The following is a 20,165-nucleotide window of genomic DNA, read 5'->3' as shown; positions in this document are numbered from 1 at the left end:
CAGACAGGCGGTGAGCAGCATGTATATTATTGGGAATTTAAGCCTCTATTTAGGAATTGGGATCGCATTCTATTCAATTATTCTATACGTTTGGGGATTGAAAAATAAAAATAATAAAATGATTAACAGCGCACGTGGAGGAGTTTTATCACTTGTTCTTCTTTCAAGCATAGCGACGTTTCTTTTGTTGTACAACTTAGGAACAAGTCAATTTCAATACAAATATGTAGCTGCGTATACAAGCGAAAACCTTCCGTTAGTTTACAAGCTAACTGCCTTTTGGGCTGGAAACGCCGGTTCTCTATTACTGTGGCTGTTTCTACTTTGTCTATATACAGGATTTCTTGTTTTCTCAAAGGAAAAAAGAAATCCGATGATGCCGTATGTTTCTATTATTATGCTTCTTAATATTCTCTTTTTCTTTATTGTCATTGTCATTAGCGGCAATCCGTTTGAAATGACAGAAACAATACCTGCAGATGGAAAAGGCTTGAATCCGATGCTCCAGCATCCTGGTATGATTCTGCATCCTGTGACATTATATCTTGGTTATGTTGGACTCGCTGTCCCATTTTCATTTGCCATTGCCGCTCTTATTTTAAAACGTATGGATGCGGAATGGATTAAACTGACAAGAAGGTGGACACTTGTTGCTTGGGTATTTTTAACGTTAGGAAATATTATTGGCGGCTGGTGGGCTTATTTAGAATTAGGCTGGGGAGGCTACTGGGCCTGGGACCCGGTTGAAAATGCCAGTTTCCTACCATGGCTAACAGTTTCAGCTTTTTTACATTCGGTTATGATTCAAGAAAGAAAAGGAATGCTGAAAACATGGAATATAAGCCTGGTTATTATATCTTATTTACTAACTTTATTTGGAACTTTTTTAGTTCGAAGCGGTGTTTTGACAAGCGTCCACGCCTTTGGTGATGGAAATCTAGGCGCATATTTTCTTATTTTTATGGTCTTTATGATTGTATTATCACTTTATGTCGTCTTAACAAGGTACCAGTTGATCAAAAAAGAAACAAATCCAATTGAATCATATTTTTCAAAAGAAAGTTCATTTTTATTAAATAATCTGATTCTAGTTGGAGGAGCATTCGCTGTTTTATGGGGGTCAATGTATCCTTTAATATCCGAGGCTCTGACGGGAACAAAAGTAAACGTTGGACCGCCATATTTTGAAAAGGTTATGGCGCCGATACTGCTTGGATTAATTGTATTAATGGGAATTTGTCCGCTCATTGCGTGGCAAAAAGCAACTTTTGAAAGATTTATTAAGAGCGCATTATGGCCTCTTATTGCCGGAGTGATCTCAGCAATCATTTTAGTTGCGATCGGTATAAAAGGGAGTTTTGCAATTGTAGGTCTTGCCTCAACTGTGTTTATGTTTGCTTCCCATCTCAAGGAGTTTTATGACGGGATCAGGGCGAGGAGAAAAGCCACAAAAGAAAGTGTGGCAATGGCCACGTGTAAGCTATTAGTCAAGAATCAAAGGAGATATGGCGGTTATATCGTTCATATTGGCATTGCCGTCATTGCAATTGGAGTTATCTCATCGCACGCCTATGTAAAAGACACGCTGCAAACGGTAAGTGTTGGTGAAAAAGTGGAGATTGGTGATTATCAATTAACATTTAACGGTTTAACGGAGCACTCTAAGAACGGAAATGGCATTGTTGTTGCAGCACTGGAAACTTCTTATAAAGGGAAAAGCGTAGGGACCATAAATGCGGAAAAGATCTTCTATGAAACCTGGCCAGAACCAGCAACAGAAGTAGCGATCAAAACAAATTGGAAAGAAGATCTTTATGTTGTATTAAGCTCATGGGAAAGCAAAGATAAAGCGACATTTCAAGTCAAGGTCAACCCATTTGTAAGCTGGATTTGGTTTGGCGGCATGCTGATGGTATTTGGTACGGCTATAGCCTTAATCGGGGGTAAGACAACGACTTCTCGTGTGTACAAAATGGGAATACAACATAAAAAGGCAGGTGTTTAAAGTGAAAGGAAAGTACTTGCTGTTTGTCTTGTTATTGTTCTTTTTGTCTTCTCCAACCTCTGTATGGGCGAACTTTGATTACAATGCAAAGGAATTCCAAGAAGTAGTAAACCAGCTTGATATGCAAGGACATTCCAATGATGATTTGGCAACCTGTAAGGTAAAGCAAATGTATTACAAAGAAGTGCAGGAAATGCTTGATGAAGGGATGACCCCTGAAGAGATCATCGAGTTTTATGTAGCTGAATATGGTCAATCAGCATTAAAGGAGCCTGCGAAAGATAAAAGTGGATTAATTGCTTGGAGCATGCCAATAGTGGGGGTATTAACTGGCATCGCTGTTCTCTTTTATTGGTTGAAGAGGGGAAAGAAAAAAGTAAGTGTTGATTCATCTGTGCCAGAAATAGCCTGGGAGTCTGAAGAAGACAAAGAGATCACAGAGAAAATTTTTGAAGAAGAGCGCCGCAAGCATTTTTAGGAGCTGATAATCATGATTTACGTTTTTTTAATCATAAGTTCGCTTATTATTCTAGCGTGTATTTATTTTATACTCTCTCCTTTTTTTCTCACTAAGGAAAGCGATGAAGAAAAAGGAGACGAGAGCAATGATGAATTAACGCTTGAAGCCATTTATCGTGCTGTTAACGAACTTGAAATGGATTATTTGATGAAAAAGGTAAACGAAGAGCATTACTTGAAATTAAAGGAAGAGTACCAACTGCTTGCCTCTAAAATGATGAAGCAAATGGGAGCTGAAAAAACGAAGCGCTCACAATCTAAAAATACAGACAATCTTGAGCTTGAATTATTAGCAGAGCTCCACAAGCTTAGAAAACAGGAAGGGTGATGAAAAAAATGGATACACCTCCATTACATCCGAGCTGGCTCATTCATTTTTGGCTCAGCACTCCTGGATTAAATAAGGTAGATCCCCATCTTATGCTCGTTGTTGTCATCACGGTTATCGTTGCTCTCTTTCTATTAAGGAGAAAGAAAAGGAGCGGTGCAGCAATCGATCAGGAAGAGGTTCAATTTCAGCATTTGCTCAAGAAAAAGCAAATGCTCGAACAAGAACTGCTGATGCTTCAACCTGAAAGCTCGGAAGAAACTGCTAGGAAGAAGAAGGAATTGGAAAGGCAATTAAGGTTGACAAAAGGGCAATTACGAGAGTTCACGTAGCCGTTTAAAGAAAGCCTGAGCGCATATGAAGTGGAAGAAAATTACATGATGAAAGAGATGGCTGATATGCTTGAAATTAAAAATTTGACCAAAGTCCTTGCGGATAAACTAGTTTTAAAAAATATCACCCTTACATTAAATAAGGGAGAAGTTCTAGCTGTAATTGGACCAAACGGGGCGGGGAAAAGTACATTTTTCAAATGCGTAGTCGGCCTTCTACAGCCAAGTAGTGGAGATATTTCTTTTGCTGGGCGGCAATTGACGAAAAAATCGCTGATAGCAAAACGTAAAATTGGCTTTCTTGGTCATGAATCCTATTTATATAGCTCTTTATCATCAGTGGAAAATTTGCTGTTTTATGGAAAATTATATAAGGTTAATCATTTAGAAGAGAAAATTCCCTTGCTTCTTAAGGAGGTAGGGCTTCATTTATTCAAAGATGTACCGATTCGCTCTTTTTCCAGAGGCATGATTCAACGGTTATCTATTGCTAGAGTACTCCTTTCTGAACCGGAAATTTTAATGCTCGATGAACCTCATACTGGACTAGATCAAGAGGCAGTGGCTCTTCTCAATCGCATAATTCTAAGCAAAAAGGCTGCAGGAATATCGATTATTCTGATTTCACACGATTTTGAGCAAGTTCATAAGTTGGCCGATCGTGTCGCCGTTTTAAAAAGCGGGAGGATTATCGACACTCTTACGATCGGGGAAGAATCGAACCTTTATGAGATGAAGGAATGGTATGAAAAGGTGGTAACGGAAGGATGAAAACAATTTTACTGGATGCCCTAACGATAGCAGGAAAGGATTTAAAGGGGGAATTAAGGTCAAAGCAAACGATAGGAATGATGCTCGTTTTTTCGGCACTTGTCATCATTATTTTTAGCTTTGCCTTTGATCCTACCAGTAATACGGTTAAGGCAATTATTCCGGGACTTGTCTGGGTTATTACAATTTTTGCAGGCATTCTCGGTTTAAATCGTTCCTTTGTTTCAGAGTTAGAGAATCATTGTTTAACAGGCTTGCGAACAGCACCGATTGATCCATCCAGTATTTATTTAGGAAAAGTGCTGGCAAATTTCTCGCTCGTAACCTCCGTACAACTGATCAGCATTCCGGTTTTATTTCTCTTATTTGGTTACCGCTTTACCGGGTCATATCTGTGGTTTTGCTGTATCGTAATTTGTGGGACTATTGGGTTCATTATTGTCGGCACCTTTTTGGCGGCACTTGCTGCTAATGCAAAAAATAGTGAGATGCTGCTACCTGTTTTGCTCCTCCCGTTAATCAGCCCATTATTGATCGCAGGAGTCCAGGCTACAAGAATTGTTCTTGAGAGCCTTGAGATAACGGATGCCATTTCATGGCTTAAGTTAATGATAGCATATGATTTTCTGTTTTTAGCTGTTTGCTTTTTGCTATTTGAATATATTATGGAGGAATCTTAATGAGACAGGAAAATCTTTTCGATCGAATATTGTTATATATTCTTATCCCGTCAGTTTTTATCTTATTGTACTTGATTTTTATTTGGTCCCCTGTTGAGAAAATTATGGGCGAAACACAGAAAATATTTTACATCCATGTGGGAACGGCATGGGTAGCCTTTCTCGCCTTCTTTGTTGTCGGTTTCTATAGCGTTTGGACATTGATAAAACCAAATATGAATCGCTATATTTATGCAGGTATTTCTGCTGAAATCGGAGTTGTTTTTACAACAATTACATTATTATCTGGCATGACTTGGGGTAGAGCAAGCTGGAATACATGGTGGAGCTGGGAACCGAGACTTGTGACAACCCTAATTTTACTGTTTATTTATGTCGCCTATTTATTTATTAGAAAAATGGATGGTTCATGGGAAAAAATCGCCAAGCTTTCATCTGTGTTTGGAATCATTGGCTGTTTAAATGTCCCGATTGTTTTTATGGCAATTCGCTGGTGGAACTCTAAGCTTCATCCAGTTGTTTTTGGTGAAGGGAAAAATCAATCTGGAGGGGGGATTGAACCAGAAATGCTGGCTACCCTATTATTTTCCGTTTTTACGATTACCATTCTTTATGTGTTTCTTATGCGTAAGGGGGCAGAAATTGAGAAAATGCGGCACATCGTTAAAAAATCTAAAAATAAATTAATTAACAAATTAGCAAGCTAGAATTCTTATAATAAGGAGGGAGTAAAGATGAATTATTTATTTATCGCTTATACAGCTACTTGGGCGCTTATTGCAGGCTATATTATTGTGCTTGGGAAAAGACAAATGTCTTTAAAAAAAGAAATGAAGCAATTAGAGGAATGGAACAGCGAACAATAATGCTTAAAGCAAAAAGTAGGTGATAGTGATGGCAAAAAAAATTGTCCCAATTTTAATCATCTGTGCAGTATTTGGGATTGTTGCTTTTCTCATTAGTGGTCTTGAAGGAAAAGCAACGACCAATCCAGGTGAGGAAGCGATTGATTTCGAACTTAAAGACGTGAAGGGAAATATATATAAGCTTTCTGATTTTAATGGGCAGACCGTGGTGTTAAACTTTTTTGCCACTTGGTGTCAGCCATGTATTGATGAAGCTCCTGAGCTTGAAGCATTCGCCCAAGAATATAAAGACGCACAGCTTTTAATTATTGCAAAGGGTGAGTCAAAGAAACGAATGGAGAAATATATTTCGGAAACAAATTCAAAGCTGCTCTACTTGCTCGATACAAAAGAGGAGGTTGCAAAGAAATATGGAGTGATTGGTCAGCCTGACACCATCATCATTAATAAAGAAGGGGTTATTGTCGAGCGCTTTACCGGACCGACAAAAAAAACTGATCTCATTACACTAATTGAAGAGAAAGCCTCACTCTAATAACTGTTTAGCTATATAGCTTTAATTTGGAGGGAGGTGAGAAAATGTTAAAAAAGTTCCTGTCAATCGATAAAAAAATACTCTTGTTTATCGGGGTTTTCGTAGGAATCATTTTGTCTGTCGTTACAGTAAAAGGGCTAGCATACACAGATTCACCCGAATTTTGCAGTAGCTGCCACATTATGACTCAAGTACATGATTCGTTTGCTGATTCCACTCATGCCGAATTGGCTTGTAGTGATTGTCATTTGCCCCATGACTCAGTTGTCAATAAATTGACAAATAAGGCAAAGTCAGGTGTAGGGCATGTTTATTACAACACATTAGGAGCAGATAAAATTCCTAAAGTGCTGCACACAACAGAAAACTCGAAGGAGATCATAAATGAAAACTGTATAGACTGTCATCAGCAGACGTTAAACAATGTTTCCCATGATGCAAAAGATAGCTGTACTAGTTGTCATGATGGTCTTCCGCATGGAAACGACTTCAAGACAGAAGATTATTTTAAACCAGCGAAACCAGGAGAACTTTTGGAGAACAAAGGAGGTACAATGAATAATGGCTAGGAAAATTCACTGGGCATATTTGCTCCTAGTCGCTGTCATTTTACTTGTTTCAGGCTGTTCAAGTTCAGATAATACCGAGGCATCCGCTGATGCCAAAACCGGTTTGAGCAAAGATGAAATAAGCAATGAAGCGTTTAAAGATCTGTTTCCGCTTCAGTATGATAGCTACATGAAAAATGAAGAAATGGAAGATACAAAATATAGTGGTTCTGTAAAGAGAAGTAAGTATGATCAAGATAAGGAACCACTGCTACCAATTTTATTTAATGGTTATGGATTTGCCACAGAATATAATGAAGACCGCGGTCACATCTATGCTAATGAAGATGTAAGAGAAATTGCGCGTATTACTGATGCTTCAGTCGGTTCTTGTTTAACCTGTAAATCTACTGCTGTCCCACATTTAATCGAAGAAATGGGTGATGATTATTGGGGTGGAAATTTCAATAATGACATTTGGCCAGCAGCAGAAGCAATGGGTCACTCACCAATTGGCTGTTCTGACTGTCATGATCCAGAAACAATGGATTTACGCATTACCCGTCCAAGCTTTATTAAGGCGATGGAATCACAAGGAGTAGACATGTCTAATCCTACAAAAAATGAAATGCGCAATTATGTTTGCGGTCAATGTCATGTTGAATATTATTTTGCTCCAGAAAATAGCGAGGTTACTTTCCCTTGGTCTGAAGGATTTAAAGCAGAGGATATGTATGAATACTATGAGACTGTGGCAAAAGATCGCGGGTTTAATCAGGATTGGATTCATAACATATCAGGGACACCGATTTTAAAGGCTCAGCATCCTGAGTTTGAAACTCATATGACTGGTCCTCATGGACAGGCGGATGTTACTTGTTCGGACTGTCATATGCCATATGAACGTGCTGACGGTAAAAAGAAAATTACTTCCCATTGGTGGACATCTCCTTTGAAGACGATGGAACAATCTTGTGCAACCTGTCATAGTAATCGCGATTTAGATGAACTGGCCGATCGTGTAGAAGAAATTCAGGATAATCATATGAAAGCATTGCATGAAGCAGAGGATATATCTGTTAATGCTCATTATTATGTCAACAAAATGATCACTTCAGGAGTAAGTGAAGAGAAGATAAAAGAAGCTCAAAACCATATCCGTAAGGGACAATGGTACTGGGATTATGTTGCAGCCGAAAATGCTGCTGGTTTCCATAATCCACAAGGAGCAATGGATACACTGAAAATCTCCTCAGAGGAATCATTCAGAGCAATTAAAATAGCGACAGAGGAATTAGTGAAAAAAGGTGTAAGTATTGAAGAATTAGATAAAGAGATAGAAAAAGTAAAAGAGGCTGTTAAGAGTGAGCCGGATAACTTTAAGAAGAAGGATCATGCGACAAATGATTACTTCCCGGCTCAACAGCCCAAAAAATAAAAAAGCTTAAAAAAAAGAAAAACACTGTGCAATTAGTAGTATGTACAGTGTTTTTCTTTATTTTGACAGGGATAACTTGTGATGTCAACTGAATTCATTTATAAACGGTTGATGACAGGTTCCCCGTCAATTAGTTCAGCGATGAAGCTTTTTGTTGAGGAATCATCGATGATGAGATCGGTTATTTTGTCCTCGAGTATTTCTTGGATGATTCTTCGTAAAGGACGGGCACCAAAAGTTGGATTGTATCCTTTCTCTACAAGATATTCTTTGACTTCGTTTGTGACCTTAAGCGTCATATTTTGTTCTCTTAACATGGCATTTAGATCTTGCAGCATTAAATCAACTATCTTTAATAAACCATCCTTTTCTAGCGGTTTAAATTCAATAATGCTATCAAAGCGATTCAAAAACTCTGGCTTAAAAAAGCTTCCAAGAGAATCCAGGATATTAAGCTCTTTCGCTGTATGATCTTGGCCAAACCCAACTTTAACTTGTTTATGTCCGACACCAGCATTGCTTGTCATAATAATCACTGTGTCTTTGAAACTGACGACTCTGCCTTGACTGTCAGTAAGACGACCATCGTCAAGAATTTGCAGAAACATATGCTGAACGTCAGGGTGAGCTTTCTCAATTTCGTCTAGTAGAATAATGCTATAAGGGTTTCTGCGGACTTTTTCGGTTAATTGACCCGCATCTTCATGTCCAACATAACCAGGAGGTGAGCCTATGAGCTTTGATACACTGTGCTTTTCCATATATTCACTCATATCCAAGCGGATCATCGCATCTTTGGAGCCAAATAGCTCAAGTGCAAGCGTCTTAGACAGCTCTGTTTTCCCAACACCAGTTGGACCAACAAAAAGGAAGGAGCCGATTGGCTTATTTTTCGCTTTTAACCCTGCACGACTTCTTTTTATGGCCTTAGTAACCCTTTCAACAGCTTCTTCCTGACCAATTACTTTTTCTGAAAGTAGCTTATGAAGGTTCTTCATTTTTGTTTGTTCATCTTCTTGAAGCTTTCCGACAGGAATTCCTGTTTTTTGTTCAATCAATGCTTGAATTTGTGCAACATCTACAATTGGTCGCTTTTGATTTGGATTGGATTGAAGTATTTTTTCAAGTTCCATTTCCTCTTGGTGAAGTTTAGCTGCTGCTTCATAATTTTCAGTTTTTAGTACCTGTTCCTTCTCTTTAGCAATCTCTTCAAGTCTTTTTTCTATTTTTTCTGCAGAACTGTAGTCTGACATTAAATTAAGTTTTGAACCTGCCTCATCCATTAAATCAATTGCCTTATCCGGAAGGAAGCGGTCCTGAATATAGCGTTGTGATAATGTGACACACGCTTCGAGAGCCTCGTCTGAGAAAGTAACCTCATGAAAGTTCTCATACTTTTCTCTTAATCCTTTCAGAATCTCAATTGCATGTTGTGTGCTAGGTTCATGAACCTGAACAGGCTGAAATCTGCGTTCAAGCGCTGCATCTTTTTCGATCTGACGATATTCCTTCAGAGTTGTAGCACCTACTAGTTGCAATTCGCCGCGGGCTAACGCGGGTTTTAACATATTTCCCGCATCCATCGAGCCTTCGGCAGAACCTGCGCCAACTAATAGATGAATTTCGTCAATAAAGAGAATAATATTTTTTCTTTGCTGTAACTCTGCAATAATTTGCTTCATTCTTTCTTCAAATTGGCCACGAATTCCTGTATTCGCAACTAAAGACGCAACATCTAATAGAAATACTTCTTTATTTTTTAATTTGTTAGGAACCTTTTCATCGGCAATTCGAACAGCTAAGTTTTCAGCGATGGCGGTTTTTCCAACACCAGGTTCCCCAATCAGGACAGGGTTATTTTTATTTCTTCTATTTAAGATTTCAATTACACGGTTCACTTCTTCATCACGACCAATAACAGGGTCTATGAGTCCAGCGCGTGCCATTTGGGTGAGATTGCGACCAAATTGATCAATAAAGCCCCCAGTTCCTCCACGACCGTGTGAAGGCTGTATGTTCATCTGTTGCTGATTATTTGCTGCTGAAAATTTCTTAAAAAGATCTTCCATTGGTGTTTGATTGAAGGGAGAGAAACCTGACATGCTTGGACCAAAGGATGAAGTCAATTTTGCTTCCTCTTCCTTGTAGCAATTTTGACAGAGGTGGAGTTGCTTCTCAACACCATTTAAATTCATCGTTACATGTACTTGAGCGTCTGTTTGCTCACAAATTTGACAAAGCATTTCACATTCCTCCTATTTTTTTGACTTTGACTAACTTTGACCTTCTTGTTTTTATTATAATTTGACCTTTTTTGACTTTCAAGTGATTTGCATCAGAATCTACCCAATTTATTTTGGTAATTTAATGTAAAAAGGGAAAAATGAACATTTTTCTAAGCAACTTAAAATCATTTTAAAATGCTCGTCATTGTTTGTCCTTCTTTTCATATATTGAAATGGAGGGAGGATATTTTATGAAAACAAACTGGGGAGCTGCCTTCCAAATCGCAGCTGTTTACGTGGGAACTGTCGTTGGAGCTGGATTCGCAACAGGACGAGAAATTGTTGAGTTTTTTACGAGATTCGGCTTTATAGGGTTAATAGGGATATTATTTAGTGGTTATATTTTTATCTCTCAAGGCTCAAAACTGATGAGAATTTCTGCCAAGATCGGAGCAACTTCTTATCAGGAATTTAATATTTTTTTATTTGGGAGAGTATTCGGTTCAATCATAAATGTCATTATGCTTTTTATGCTCTTAGGAGTATGTGCCGTCATGTTATCCGGAGCAGGGGCGGTGTTTAGCGAGCAGCTTGGTTTATCGAGAAGTTTTGGATTAATTTTAACACTATCACTTTCCATCATCGTTATGATCGTTGGTATAAAAGGACTATTTGCAGCTAACACAATTGTTGTTCCGCTAATGATTAGTTTTAGCTTTATTTTAATGGTTATGTCGGTGCAGTTGCCCAATTTTTTAGATCAACTTTTATTCATTCCCTTTGTGGATGACGGCTGGAAGTCAGTCGTTGCCCCTTTTTCTTATACTGCGCTGAATTTGGGACTTGCTCAAGCAGTATTGGTTCCTGTTGCGGCAGAAATAAGAGATGAACAGACGGTAAAGTGGGGCGGAATTATAGGAGGAGCTGCGCTAACCCTCATCCTCTTATCAAGTCATTTCACATTGGTAATGCTTCCTAACGTTGAAGCTTTTGAAATTCCAATGGCAGTGGTCATGAAAAGTTTAGCGGCAGGATTGTACGGCTTGTATATATTAATTATTTATGGCGAAATATTTACTTCTGTAATCGGCAATGTTTTTGGTTTAGAAAGACAAATTAAAACTTTTCTGCCTTTGCCAAGTATAGCGATTGTAGGAGGTATACTTACTATTGCCTTTCTAATTAGCCAAATTGAGTATGGTACGTTATTATCCTATCTGTATCCTGTTTTTGGCTATATTAGCATTATTTTCATCATTTTGCTTTGGATGAAGCCATTAGATAAAATTGAAAAAAAATGAACTAACTGCAGTTGAAATAGTGTAACACGAAAAAACCGAATGTTTACTTTCAAAAAGTAAATATTCGGTTTGTAAAATGGTATTGTGAAATTGATTGCTTTCTCATAAACTTGAGTCCAATTCATCATTGCGCACTTCAAGTTAAAAAACGAACGTTCATTTACCTTTTACATTATTTTAAGGAGTAAATACGGATATAAAATGATTATTAAACGTGATATGGTTCGTTTTTTAATTAGTGATCGTACATGATGAAATCGATCCACTTAATTTAATGGGTAGATGACAAACAAAAATAAATCAAAAATAAGATGTGATACGATTACTAATGGCAGACTCTTTTTCCATGCGTATAAATATCCCCAAAAAACACCGCTAATCAGAGCAGCAAGTGGAAGAATGAACGAGCCTGAATAAACATGTACCGATGCATACAGTATAGACGACATGAATACTGCGGTCGTCACACTGGCAGTCTTTTGAATTCTTTTTTGAATGAAGCCTCTCCAAAAGATCTCCTCACCAGGGATGATCACCAGCAGCAAAACGATGTAATGCCAAAGAACAGTAGGAGAAAGACGACTGTACAGCCTTGCAATTTCGTTTGAAAAGGGGAGCTGAAATAAATCGATAAGAAGACTCCCTAGTAAAAATATTAAAAAGAGAATGACCCCAGACATACCACCAAGAGATAAATATGTGAAGAGTGGAACTCTATCTTCAATTTCTTCATGTATGATTGAATAGCTAATAAGAAATAGCATCGTCGCAGTGAAAATATACCAAAATATACTCTTATCTTGGAAGGTGAAAAAGATCAAAAGATGAGCAAGAAGAAAACCAATGATAAATCGATAATCTTTCGCCCAATTAGGTATGGCCATATGAAAAGCTCCTTTCTACTATCGTCAAATGGCAGGAGTTGGTTTGGCTGCAATCACTTAAAGAACTATCTTTATTCCATTGAAAAAGGAGGAAGTAAATCTATTAATTCATTATATAGGTTAGTTAAAAGGAGGACAATTATTTGACTAAAACAAAAAAGACTTTGGACTAAGAACAAAGAAGAGCAACACGATAGGGTTAAATTTACTCACTTAAGGAGTTGGCAAGATAAAAGATTTCCCTCTAGCAGCATACAAAAACCCTATTGGCGAACCATTAGGGTTTTGTGTTGAACATATTACAAAATTGATTCCTTAATTACTTTATAGTTCTTATGGTTGACAACGGTTCTTTGTTCAAGTTCGAGGTCGCGATAATTATCCATATAGGTTAAATCCACGATAACAGAGTTTTCGTTTACTTTTTCAACAACGCCCTGAAGGCCATCGCGAAATTCTATAATATTTCCAACTTCTGCTTTTTTCATCTGTCCTCTCTCCTTTTTCTCACAAAGTCGAATGATTATAAGTAACAGTTTGCACTAAATTCCATCATTCGTAAAGAAAAAGATGTAAATATTTAGCGAATATCCACATTTTTAGTGAAATGGTGGAAAATTCAACTATTGATTTGAGTCAAACTGTTTTTAAGATTCGGCTTTGAGATACAATAATGTTGGTAAACTGTTTTTGGCTCATTTTATGTATGGAATCAGAGAGAAAATAAACTAAAATCATAGAACAAGGCTTCAGATTTAAAGTTGCCGTTTAGACATTATGAGTGCTGTTTTTTTTTCGTGTATTCCTTTAATTCAGTTATAATCATGCTCTTCGTTTCCTCGTCGTTCACACCTACAAGCCCATAGGAAAAAGAAGTAGCAGAAGTGCGTTTTTTCCAAATTGGCTCTGCCATGATTGAAAGTGGTTGAGCATTTAATACAAATGAAATCATCAATACTATATTTTTTTCATTTATCGGTAAATCTAGAGAGGAAGAGAGTCTTAAACCGTTAGGACTCAAATCTATAATCAAGGCAGAGCCTTCTTTTAAGTCGTTATTGAGCTGATTTAATCGTAAAACTTTGAATGTAGCCTTAACCGGATTCTCGAATGTAAAACGAAAGGACTCATCTCTTTTAAAAAGCATGCAAATGCGCTCCTTTTTCTATTGGCTTTGGAAACCATATGGTTGATAAAACGAATTTTGCTCAGTTTGTGTGCTAAAAAATGAGTCGAAAATCAATATCGACATATGATAAAGTATTGAATATGTTGAAAAGCGTGCGAAATGGGATTTTCATTGGTCAAGGAAGCAGAATTTCGTTTTCACAACATTTTCATAAGTTCTTTATGGTTCCTTTTTGAGAAGTGGAAATGAATTATTGATTATGATACAGATAATTGTTAAACAAAGCAATATGAAATATGTCGAAAAATTTTGTATGATTTTTCACAAACTTTTCACATAAATTGATGCGATTTTTTTGTAAAATAGTCAAGTTTTTGTTATTCTTTCACTGAGTGCTTTTTTTGTCGAATTAGATAGAAAAGCTTCTTCGAGGTTACATGAAACATGTTTATTTGTAAAACAATAATGGAGGTAGGTATTCCTTTTATTAAAAAGGTATTATATATTATAAAGTAAACATGTAACATTATTAAATTTGATAAGGGGTTTGATGAATTATGGTAGAAAAACAATTTAAAGTAATCGCTGAAACAGGAATTCATGCACGTCCAGCTACAGTGTTGGTACAAACTGCAAGTAAATTTGAAGCTGACATTCAACTTGAATATAAAGGGAAAAAAGTAAACTTGAAATCAATCATGGGTGTCATGTCATTAGGAATTGGTCAAGGAGCTGAAATTACTATTTCTGCTGAAGGTGGAGATGAAGCGAATGCTCTTCAAAGTCTTGAAGAACTAATGAAAAAAGAAGGGTTAACTGCATAATGAGCTTTTTACAAGGTATTGCTGCATCAAGTGGAATTGCAATTGCGAAGGCATATCGTTTAGTTGAGCCTGATTTATCTTTTGAAAAAAAAACGATTGAGAAGGTAGATTCTGAGGTAGAACGCTTTGAGGCTGCAATTGCTCAATCCAAAAGTGAATTAGAAATGATTCGCGATAATGCGAGAGAAAATCTAGGTGCTGATAAGGCGGCTATTTTTGAAGCTCACCTTCTTGTATTAAGTGATCCAGAATTACTAAATCCAATAAAGGATAAGGTGAAGTCTGATAAAGTAAATGCTGAATTTGCCCTAAAGGAAACAGCAGATATGTTCGTTTCCATGTTTGAATCCATGGATAATGAATATATGAGAGAAAGAGCAGCTGATATTCGTGATGTTACGAAACGAGTTCTTTCTCATTTACTTGGCGTGAAAATTGTCAATCCTAGTATGATTTCAGAAGAGGTTGTCGTTGTTGCGGAGGATTTAACTCCTTCAGATACTGCTCAGTTAAATCGTCAGTTTGTCAAAGGTTTCACAACTGATATTGGCGGGCGAACATCGCATTCAGCAATTATGGCGCGTTCTTTAGAAATTCCAGCGGTTGTTGGTACAAAAACAGTGACAAAGGACATTGAGAATGGTGATTTAGTTATTGTTGATGGTCTAAAGGGAGAGGTACATATTAACCCTACCCCTGAGCTTGTCGAACAATATAAAAAAGCGACTGAAGACTTTGAAGCACAAAAAGCCGAGTGGGCGAAGCTAAAGAATGAACATACTTATTCAGCAGATGGGCATCAAGTGGAATTAGTTGCTAACATTGGAACGCCTAACGATCTCGAAGGTGTGAAGAATAACGGAGGAGAAGGCGTCGGCCTGTATAGAACTGAATTTCTTTACATGGGAAGAGACGAGCTGCCAACAGAAGAGGAGCAGTTTGAATCCTACAAGGCTGTCCTCGAAGGCTTAGAAGGGAAGCCAGTTGTTGTTCGTACGTTGGACATAGGTGGAGATAAAGAGCTTCCATACTTAAAATTGCCGAAAGAAATGAATCCTTTCCTTGGCTTCCGGGCAATTCGCTTATGCTTAGAGGAAAAAGAAATCTTTAGAACACAATTAAGAGCATTACTTCGAGCTAGTACGTATGGAAATCTCAAAATAATGTTCCCGATGATTGCGACTTTAGATGAGTTCAGACAAGCGAAAGCAATGCTTGAGGAAGAAAAAGCAAAGCTTCAAGGTGAAGGTATCGAGGTTTCAGACAAAATAGAAGTTGGTATTATGGTAGAAATTCCTTCAACAGCGGTTCTTGCGGATCAATTTGCAAAAGAAGTTGATTTCTTTAGCATCGGTACGAATGATCTCATTCAGTACACGATGGCTGCAGATCGCATGAATGAAAGAGTTTCGTATCTTTACCAACCATATAATCCTTCTATTTTACGGTTAGTAAAAATGGTCATTGATGCCGCTCATAAAGAAGGAAAATGGACAGGCATGTGTGGGGAAATGGCCGGAGATGAAACAGCCATTCCACTTCTATTGGGTCTTGGTTTGGATGAGTTTTCCATGAGCGCAACTTCCATTTTAAAAGCGCGCTCCCAGATTCGTTATTTAAACAAGGCTGAGATGGAAAAATTAGCGGCAGAGGCATTACAGAAATCAACGACTGAAGAAGTCATTGAAATGGTGACGGCTGCTACAAGCAAGAATTAGGTTTAATTGGATAAAAATAAGGGTATAGGAACCAAGGCACTTGGTGAACCTATTTTCTCCCTATTAAGGTCGACTGTTTTTTCCAGTCGGCTTTTTTTTTATCTAAATTCTCCTCTGTCCTTCTATTAAATGATAGAATAATGACATAAATTTTCGAAATGAAAAATGAGAGGGGAATATGTATGTTAAAGAAGGAGCAAACAGTAATTGGCTTTATAGGCTTAGGTGTTATGGGAAAAAGTATGGCCACAAACCTCTTAAAAGCAGGGTATCCTGTTGTCGTTTTTACAAGGACAAAAGCTAAGGCACAAAGCCTCCTTGAAGAAGGGGCAATATGGGGGAGTTCAAGTAAAGAGGTTGCTACAAAAGCTAATGTTATTATTACGATTGTCGGTTATCCTTCAGATGTAAGAGAAGTATATTTAGGTGATCATGGTGTAATTCCAAATGGGAATCGGGATACTTATGTAATTGACATGACAACTTCCACACCTAGCCTTGCTGTTGAAATATATGAAGAAGCTAAAAAGAAGGGAATACATGCTCTTGATGCCCCTGTATCAGGCGGCGATATCGGTGCAAGGGAAGGTAAACTTTCGATTATGGTTGGCGGAGATAAGGAAGATTTTGAGGCAGTGTTGCCGATTTTGAATGTGCTAGGAACAAATATTGTTTATCAAGGAAAAGCTGGTGCTGGACAGCATACAAAAATGTGTAATCAAATTGCTATTGCTTCAGGAATGATAGGGGTTAGCGAAGCGATGGCTTATGCAGTCAAATCCGGACTGGATCCAGAAAACGTCTTAAAAAGTATTTCCTCTGGAGCTGCTGGAAGCTGGTCGCTCTCTAATTTGGCGCCGAAAATGATTGAAGGTAATTTTGAACCTGGCTTCTTTATTAAACATATTATAAAGGATATGTCGATTGCTCTCAAAGAAGCGGAAAGTATGGGAATGGAAGCGCCAGGCTTAGCGTTAGCGTTGTCATTATATAAAGAGCTGGCTGAGCGTGGTGAGGAAAACAGCGGCACACAAGCGTTATATAAATATTGGCAATGATTGTTCTTTTATTGCTGCTGTTCAAAACTTTTGTGTGAAACTTGAGTTTCATATGTCCTTTAGTTGTGCTAAAATGCCAATACGCTTTTCAACAAAGCCATTTTTTTAGACTCATCCCACGGATTGTCGTGTAAAAAAAGCATGGGAAGAAAAAAGCCATTTTCTTCCCATGCTTTTTGGTTTAGAACGTATTCTTGGGGTATTCCTATTTATATGGATGTCAGGAAAAATTGTTCCATGCGATCCATCGCTTCTCTAATGGTTTCCATTGAATAGGCGAAAGACAGCCGCACATACCCTTCTCCGATCGGAGAAAATGCACTGCCCGGAACAACAGCTACCCGAGCTTGTTCAACAAGCGCGAGGGCAAATTCAAAGGAATTCTCGTATTGGGAAGGCAGCTTAACAAAGAAATAAAAAGCACCGTCAGGCTTTACGACATTAAGCTTCATCTTCTTTAGTCGCATGTACATATAGTCTCTTCTTTTTAAGTATTCCTCTTTCATTTCGTGTGCATCATTTTTTCCATTGGTTAACGCTTCAAGCGCAGCAATTTGAGAGATTGAAGTTGCACAGGAGACGTTGTATTGATGAACCTTCAGAATATGCTTCGCAATGATTTCGGGGGCAAAGATAAAGCCCACTCTCCAACCTGTCATCGAATGAGATTTCGATAAGCCGTTGATGATAATCGCTTTCTCCTTTAGTATAGTTCCAATTGAAAAATGTTCCCGTTCATAGACGAGTTCACTGTAAATTTCATCAGCGACAATAAAAATCTCTTTTTCTTTTACTAGCGCAGCGATTTCGGTTAGTTCTTCCTTTGTTAAGCTTGCTCCAGTCGGATTAGAAGGGTAAGGAAGAACGATACAGCGAGTTTTATCTGTTATGTAGTTTGCGATTATTTCTGCAGATAATCGAAATTGATTTGTCGTTGTATCTGCGTATACTGGTTTTGCACCACATAATCGAATGATCGGCTCATAACCGGGATAAACTGGACCAGGCAAGATTACTTCGGAACCCTCAGCTAGTATAGTTCTGAAAGTAATGTCAATTGCTTCACTTGCTCCAACAGTAGTAATAATTTCTGTTTCTGGATTGTAGTGAAGTTGATATTTTTCTTTGACAAATTGTGCTGCTGCGCGCCTAAGCTCTAACGTCCCTGCATTATGCGTGTAGGAAGTAAAGTTTTCCTCAATCGCTTTAATTCCCGCCGCTTTTACGTGAAAGGGTGTCGGGAAATCTGGCTGCCCGATTGTTAGGGAAATCATGTCCTCCGTGCCAGCAACTAAATTAAAAAATTTTCGAATTCCTGAGATTTCTATATTTTTAACTTTGGCATTAATTAAATGTTCCAATAACCTCAACCTCCATTTATGGATCTATTTTAGCAAAGTGAAGTTGATTATGAAATATTATTCATTGCTTGAAACAATAAAAAAATCCCTCTGCCATAAGCAGGGGGAGCACTAATATTAATATCCATAATCCCAATCAATTTCATCTTCGTGCCAAAACACTGGTGACACTGCTCCGAAATTCACAACCTTGTTATCATATTTACAGGTACATTGATCGCAACCACATTGTTTTTGAATTTCATTAAATACGGAATGATCGATATTCTCAATAATTGTAAGAGTCTGGTCTTTCTTATACAGAATGGCAGTTCCCTTCATTTGCAATTGCACCTCTTTTAATCCTAACTTATTTGTTCAACTGAATTGTATTCCTCTAGCGTTAAAAAGTCTATATGATTGTTATAAAGTTCACATAATTCTCAATAATGATGAAAAGGACGTAAATTTTTAATCATTTAAATGAAAAATCGAATTAGTTCTTTTACCTATTCATGGTATAGTAGTATGTATATATGTTACTTAAGAAATAGGAAGGAAGAACTGGGATGGAAATAAACAAAGGAATATTATTAGAGAGCGGTACAAATGAGTTAGAAATGGTTGAATTTAGCATCGGTCAAAATAAATTCGGAATTAATGTCATAAAAGTAAAAGAAATTATTAATCCTGTTGCGATAACGCAAATTCCTCATGCTCACCAAAACGTGGAAGGGATTATTGAATTAAGGGGAGAAGTTTTGCCAGTTGTTAACGTAGCAGCAGCTCTTGGTTTTCCACCATCAGCTAACCCTGAACTCGACAAATTTATTGTAGCAGAGTTTAATAAACAAAAGGTAGTGTTCCATGTACATAGTGTTACTCAAATTCATCGTATTTCATGGGATCAAATTGAAAAACCGTCTGACATGTATCAGGGAACGGATAGTCAAGTAATCGGTGTTGTAAAAATTAATAGTGAAATGGTGTTATTGCTAGATTTTGAAAAGATTGTTGTAGAAATTAACCCTGATTCAGGTATTAATGTTGGACAAATAAAGAAGCTAGGAAAAAGAGAGCGCTCATCGAAAAAATTGGTTGTCGCAGAGGATTCTCCATTATTGCGTAAGCTTCTCAGTGACACTCTTGGTGAAGCAGGGTATGAACAAGTTGAATTTTTTGAAAATGGTCGTGACGCGTTAAGCTATTTGGAGTCTGTGATAGAGGCTGGCAAAGATGTCGCAGACGTGGTGCAATTAGTTATTACAGATATTGAAATGCCACAGATGGATGGTCATCATTTGACAAAAAGAATTAAGGACGATTCGCAACTTGCAAAACTTCCAGTAATCATTTTTTCTTCCCTAATTACCGATGATTTACGCCATAAAGGTCAAATGGTTGGAGCTGATGGGCAGGTGAGTAAACCAGAGATAGCTGAATTAGTCTTATTAATTGACGAACTCATCTTATAAGTGAGCGGATCTTTTTACTGCCTTATCTTTTTCGTCTATGAATAATGTCATTGACTGTTTCTAATTCGATAGAGAAGATTCGTAGAATAAAAGTGAGCGTTTTAAATTTGGAGACAAGCTTGATAAATAAGAGCTAAACCTACCCCTAACTGGTTAAAAGTAAAAAATTTAAACGAGTTAGGGGTGTTT

Annotated in this window: 22 protein-coding genes; 16 read left to right on the top strand and 6 right to left on the bottom strand. The window is 37.6% G+C overall.

Annotation, left to right across the window (positions count from 1 at the left end; all coding sequences use genetic code 11):
• Positions 1 to 19 precede the first annotated feature (19 nt).
• The 11 genes from NST02_RS16150 to NST02_RS16100 are packed head-to-tail and all read left to right on the top strand — an operon-like array spanning position 20 to position 8,022.
• Positions 20 to 2,005: a heme lyase CcmF/NrfE family subunit gene (locus NST02_RS16150; RefSeq protein ID WP_095313563.1), complete on the top strand. Its 1,986-nt coding sequence runs from the start codon at positions 20 to 22 to the stop codon at positions 2,003 to 2,005.
• Position 2,006: 1 nt separating this feature from the next.
• A complete protein-coding gene (locus NST02_RS16145) occupies positions 2,007 to 2,483 on the top strand; it encodes a cytochrome c-type biogenesis protein (protein ID WP_095313561.1) in 477 nt (158 codons plus the stop codon).
• Positions 2,484 to 2,495: 12 nt separating this feature from the next.
• The gene (locus tag NST02_RS16140; protein ID WP_095313558.1) at positions 2,496 to 2,852 is read left to right on the top strand and encodes a hypothetical protein; all 357 of its coding nucleotides are present in this window, start codon (positions 2,496 to 2,498) and stop codon (positions 2,850 to 2,852) included.
• Positions 2,852 to 3,184, top strand: a complete 333-nt coding sequence (locus NST02_RS16135; protein WP_340949277.1) for a hypothetical protein — start codon at positions 2,852 to 2,854, stop codon at positions 3,182 to 3,184. Before NST02_RS16140 ends, NST02_RS16135 begins: the two co-directional genes overlap by 1 nt.
• Positions 3,185 to 3,229: 45 nt before the next feature.
• On the top strand, positions 3,230 to 3,955 hold the full coding sequence (gene ccmA, locus NST02_RS16130) for a heme ABC exporter ATP-binding protein CcmA (protein ID WP_340949276.1): 726 nt from the start codon (positions 3,230 to 3,232) through the stop codon (positions 3,953 to 3,955).
• Entirely contained in the window at positions 3,952 to 4,635 is a 684-nt protein-coding gene (locus NST02_RS16125) for a heme exporter protein CcmB (protein WP_095313551.1), read from the top strand. The genes ccmA and NST02_RS16125 overlap by 4 nt, the downstream gene beginning before the upstream one ends.
• Complete coding sequence (locus NST02_RS16120; protein ID WP_095313548.1) at positions 4,635 to 5,342, top strand: cytochrome c biogenesis protein; 708 nt, start codon at positions 4,635 to 4,637, stop codon at positions 5,340 to 5,342. Before NST02_RS16125 ends, NST02_RS16120 begins: the two co-directional genes overlap by 1 nt.
• 27 nt (positions 5,343 to 5,369) lie before the next feature.
• Entirely contained in the window at positions 5,370 to 5,501 is a 132-nt protein-coding gene (locus NST02_RS16115) for a CcmD family protein (RefSeq protein WP_095313545.1), read from the top strand.
• A gap of 28 nt (positions 5,502 to 5,529) precedes the next feature.
• Positions 5,530 to 6,036 (top strand): TlpA family protein disulfide reductase, encoded by a 507-nt coding sequence (locus tag NST02_RS16110; RefSeq protein ID WP_095313543.1) that lies wholly within the window; start codon positions 5,530 to 5,532, stop codon positions 6,034 to 6,036.
• 44 nt (positions 6,037 to 6,080) lie between these two features.
• Complete coding sequence (locus tag NST02_RS16105) at positions 6,081 to 6,605, top strand: cytochrome c3 family protein (RefSeq protein WP_095313541.1); 525 nt, start codon at positions 6,081 to 6,083, stop codon at positions 6,603 to 6,605.
• Positions 6,598 to 8,022 (top strand): ammonia-forming cytochrome c nitrite reductase subunit c552, encoded by a 1,425-nt coding sequence (locus NST02_RS16100; protein ID WP_095313538.1) that lies wholly within the window; start codon positions 6,598 to 6,600, stop codon positions 8,020 to 8,022. Before NST02_RS16105 ends, NST02_RS16100 begins: the two co-directional genes overlap by 8 nt.
• Positions 8,023 to 8,120: 98 nt before the next feature.
• On the opposite strand, the gene NST02_RS16095 is transcribed toward NST02_RS16100, so the two are convergent.
• The gene (locus tag NST02_RS16095) at positions 8,121 to 10,265 is read right to left on the bottom strand and encodes an ATP-dependent Clp protease ATP-binding subunit (protein WP_340949274.1); all 2,145 of its coding nucleotides are present in this window, start codon (positions 10,263 to 10,265) and stop codon (positions 8,121 to 8,123) included.
• A gap of 233 nt (positions 10,266 to 10,498) precedes the next feature.
• Between NST02_RS16095 and NST02_RS16090 the strand changes: the two genes are divergently transcribed.
• The gene (locus tag NST02_RS16090; RefSeq protein WP_095313534.1) at positions 10,499 to 11,548 is read left to right on the top strand and encodes a YkvI family membrane protein; all 1,050 of its coding nucleotides are present in this window, start codon (positions 10,499 to 10,501) and stop codon (positions 11,546 to 11,548) included.
• A 266-nt stretch (positions 11,549 to 11,814) separates the two neighbouring features.
• Here NST02_RS16090 and NST02_RS16085 read toward each other — a convergent pair whose 3' ends face one another.
• From NST02_RS16085 to NST02_RS16075, 3 genes are all read right to left on the bottom strand, one after another.
• Positions 11,815 to 12,432: a CPBP family intramembrane glutamic endopeptidase gene (locus NST02_RS16085; RefSeq protein WP_170943648.1), complete on the bottom strand. Its 618-nt coding sequence runs from the start codon at positions 12,430 to 12,432 to the stop codon at positions 11,815 to 11,817.
• Between the two features lie 299 nt (positions 12,433 to 12,731).
• Entirely contained in the window at positions 12,732 to 12,920 is a 189-nt protein-coding gene (locus tag NST02_RS16080; RefSeq protein ID WP_019153004.1) for a YkvS family protein, read from the bottom strand.
• Positions 12,921 to 13,207: 287 nt separating this feature from the next.
• Positions 13,208 to 13,579 (bottom strand): PilZ domain-containing protein, encoded by a 372-nt coding sequence (locus tag NST02_RS16075; protein WP_212933403.1) that lies wholly within the window; start codon positions 13,577 to 13,579, stop codon positions 13,208 to 13,210.
• 539 nt (positions 13,580 to 14,118) lie between these two features.
• On the opposite strand from NST02_RS16075, the gene NST02_RS16070 reads away from it, so the two are divergent.
• The 3 genes from NST02_RS16070 (at position 14,119) to NST02_RS16060 (ending at position 17,161) form a co-directional block, all read left to right on the top strand.
• Positions 14,119 to 14,385: a phosphocarrier protein HPr gene (locus NST02_RS16070; protein ID WP_095313529.1), complete on the top strand. Its 267-nt coding sequence runs from the start codon at positions 14,119 to 14,121 to the stop codon at positions 14,383 to 14,385.
• Positions 14,385 to 16,103, top strand: coding sequence for a phosphoenolpyruvate--protein phosphotransferase (gene ptsP, locus NST02_RS16065; protein WP_340949273.1), 1,719 nt, complete (start codon positions 14,385 to 14,387; stop codon positions 16,101 to 16,103). Before NST02_RS16070 ends, ptsP begins: the two co-directional genes overlap by 1 nt.
• 182 nt (positions 16,104 to 16,285) lie before the next feature.
• Complete coding sequence (locus NST02_RS16060; RefSeq protein WP_095313525.1) at positions 16,286 to 17,161, top strand: NAD(P)-dependent oxidoreductase; 876 nt, start codon at positions 16,286 to 16,288, stop codon at positions 17,159 to 17,161.
• A 209-nt stretch (positions 17,162 to 17,370) separates the two neighbouring features.
• On the opposite strand, the gene NST02_RS16055 is transcribed toward NST02_RS16060, so the two are convergent.
• Both NST02_RS16055 and NST02_RS16050 read right to left on the bottom strand, forming a co-directional pair.
• Positions 17,371 to 18,522 carry an aminotransferase A gene (locus tag NST02_RS16055; RefSeq protein ID WP_340949272.1) on the bottom strand — a complete coding sequence of 384 codons (1,152 nt, stop codon included), beginning with the start codon at positions 18,520 to 18,522 and terminating at the stop codon, positions 17,371 to 17,373.
• Between the two features lie 117 nt (positions 18,523 to 18,639).
• A complete protein-coding gene (locus tag NST02_RS16050; RefSeq protein WP_235879384.1) occupies positions 18,640 to 18,855 on the bottom strand; it encodes a hypothetical protein in 216 nt (71 codons plus the stop codon).
• A gap of 215 nt (positions 18,856 to 19,070) precedes the next feature.
• Here NST02_RS16050 and NST02_RS16045 point away from each other — a divergent pair, with 215 nt between their 5' ends.
• The gene (locus NST02_RS16045; protein ID WP_340949271.1) at positions 19,071 to 19,976 is read left to right on the top strand and encodes a chemotaxis protein; all 906 of its coding nucleotides are present in this window, start codon (positions 19,071 to 19,073) and stop codon (positions 19,974 to 19,976) included.
• The last annotated feature ends 189 nt before the right edge of the window (positions 19,977 to 20,165 follow it).

Source organism: Robertmurraya sp. FSL W8-0741 (assembly GCF_038004005.1).
Classification (GTDB): domain Bacteria; phylum Bacillota; class Bacilli; order Bacillales; family Cytobacillaceae; genus Robertmurraya; species Robertmurraya siralis.
This window is presented reverse-complemented; position numbering and strand designations above follow the sequence as displayed.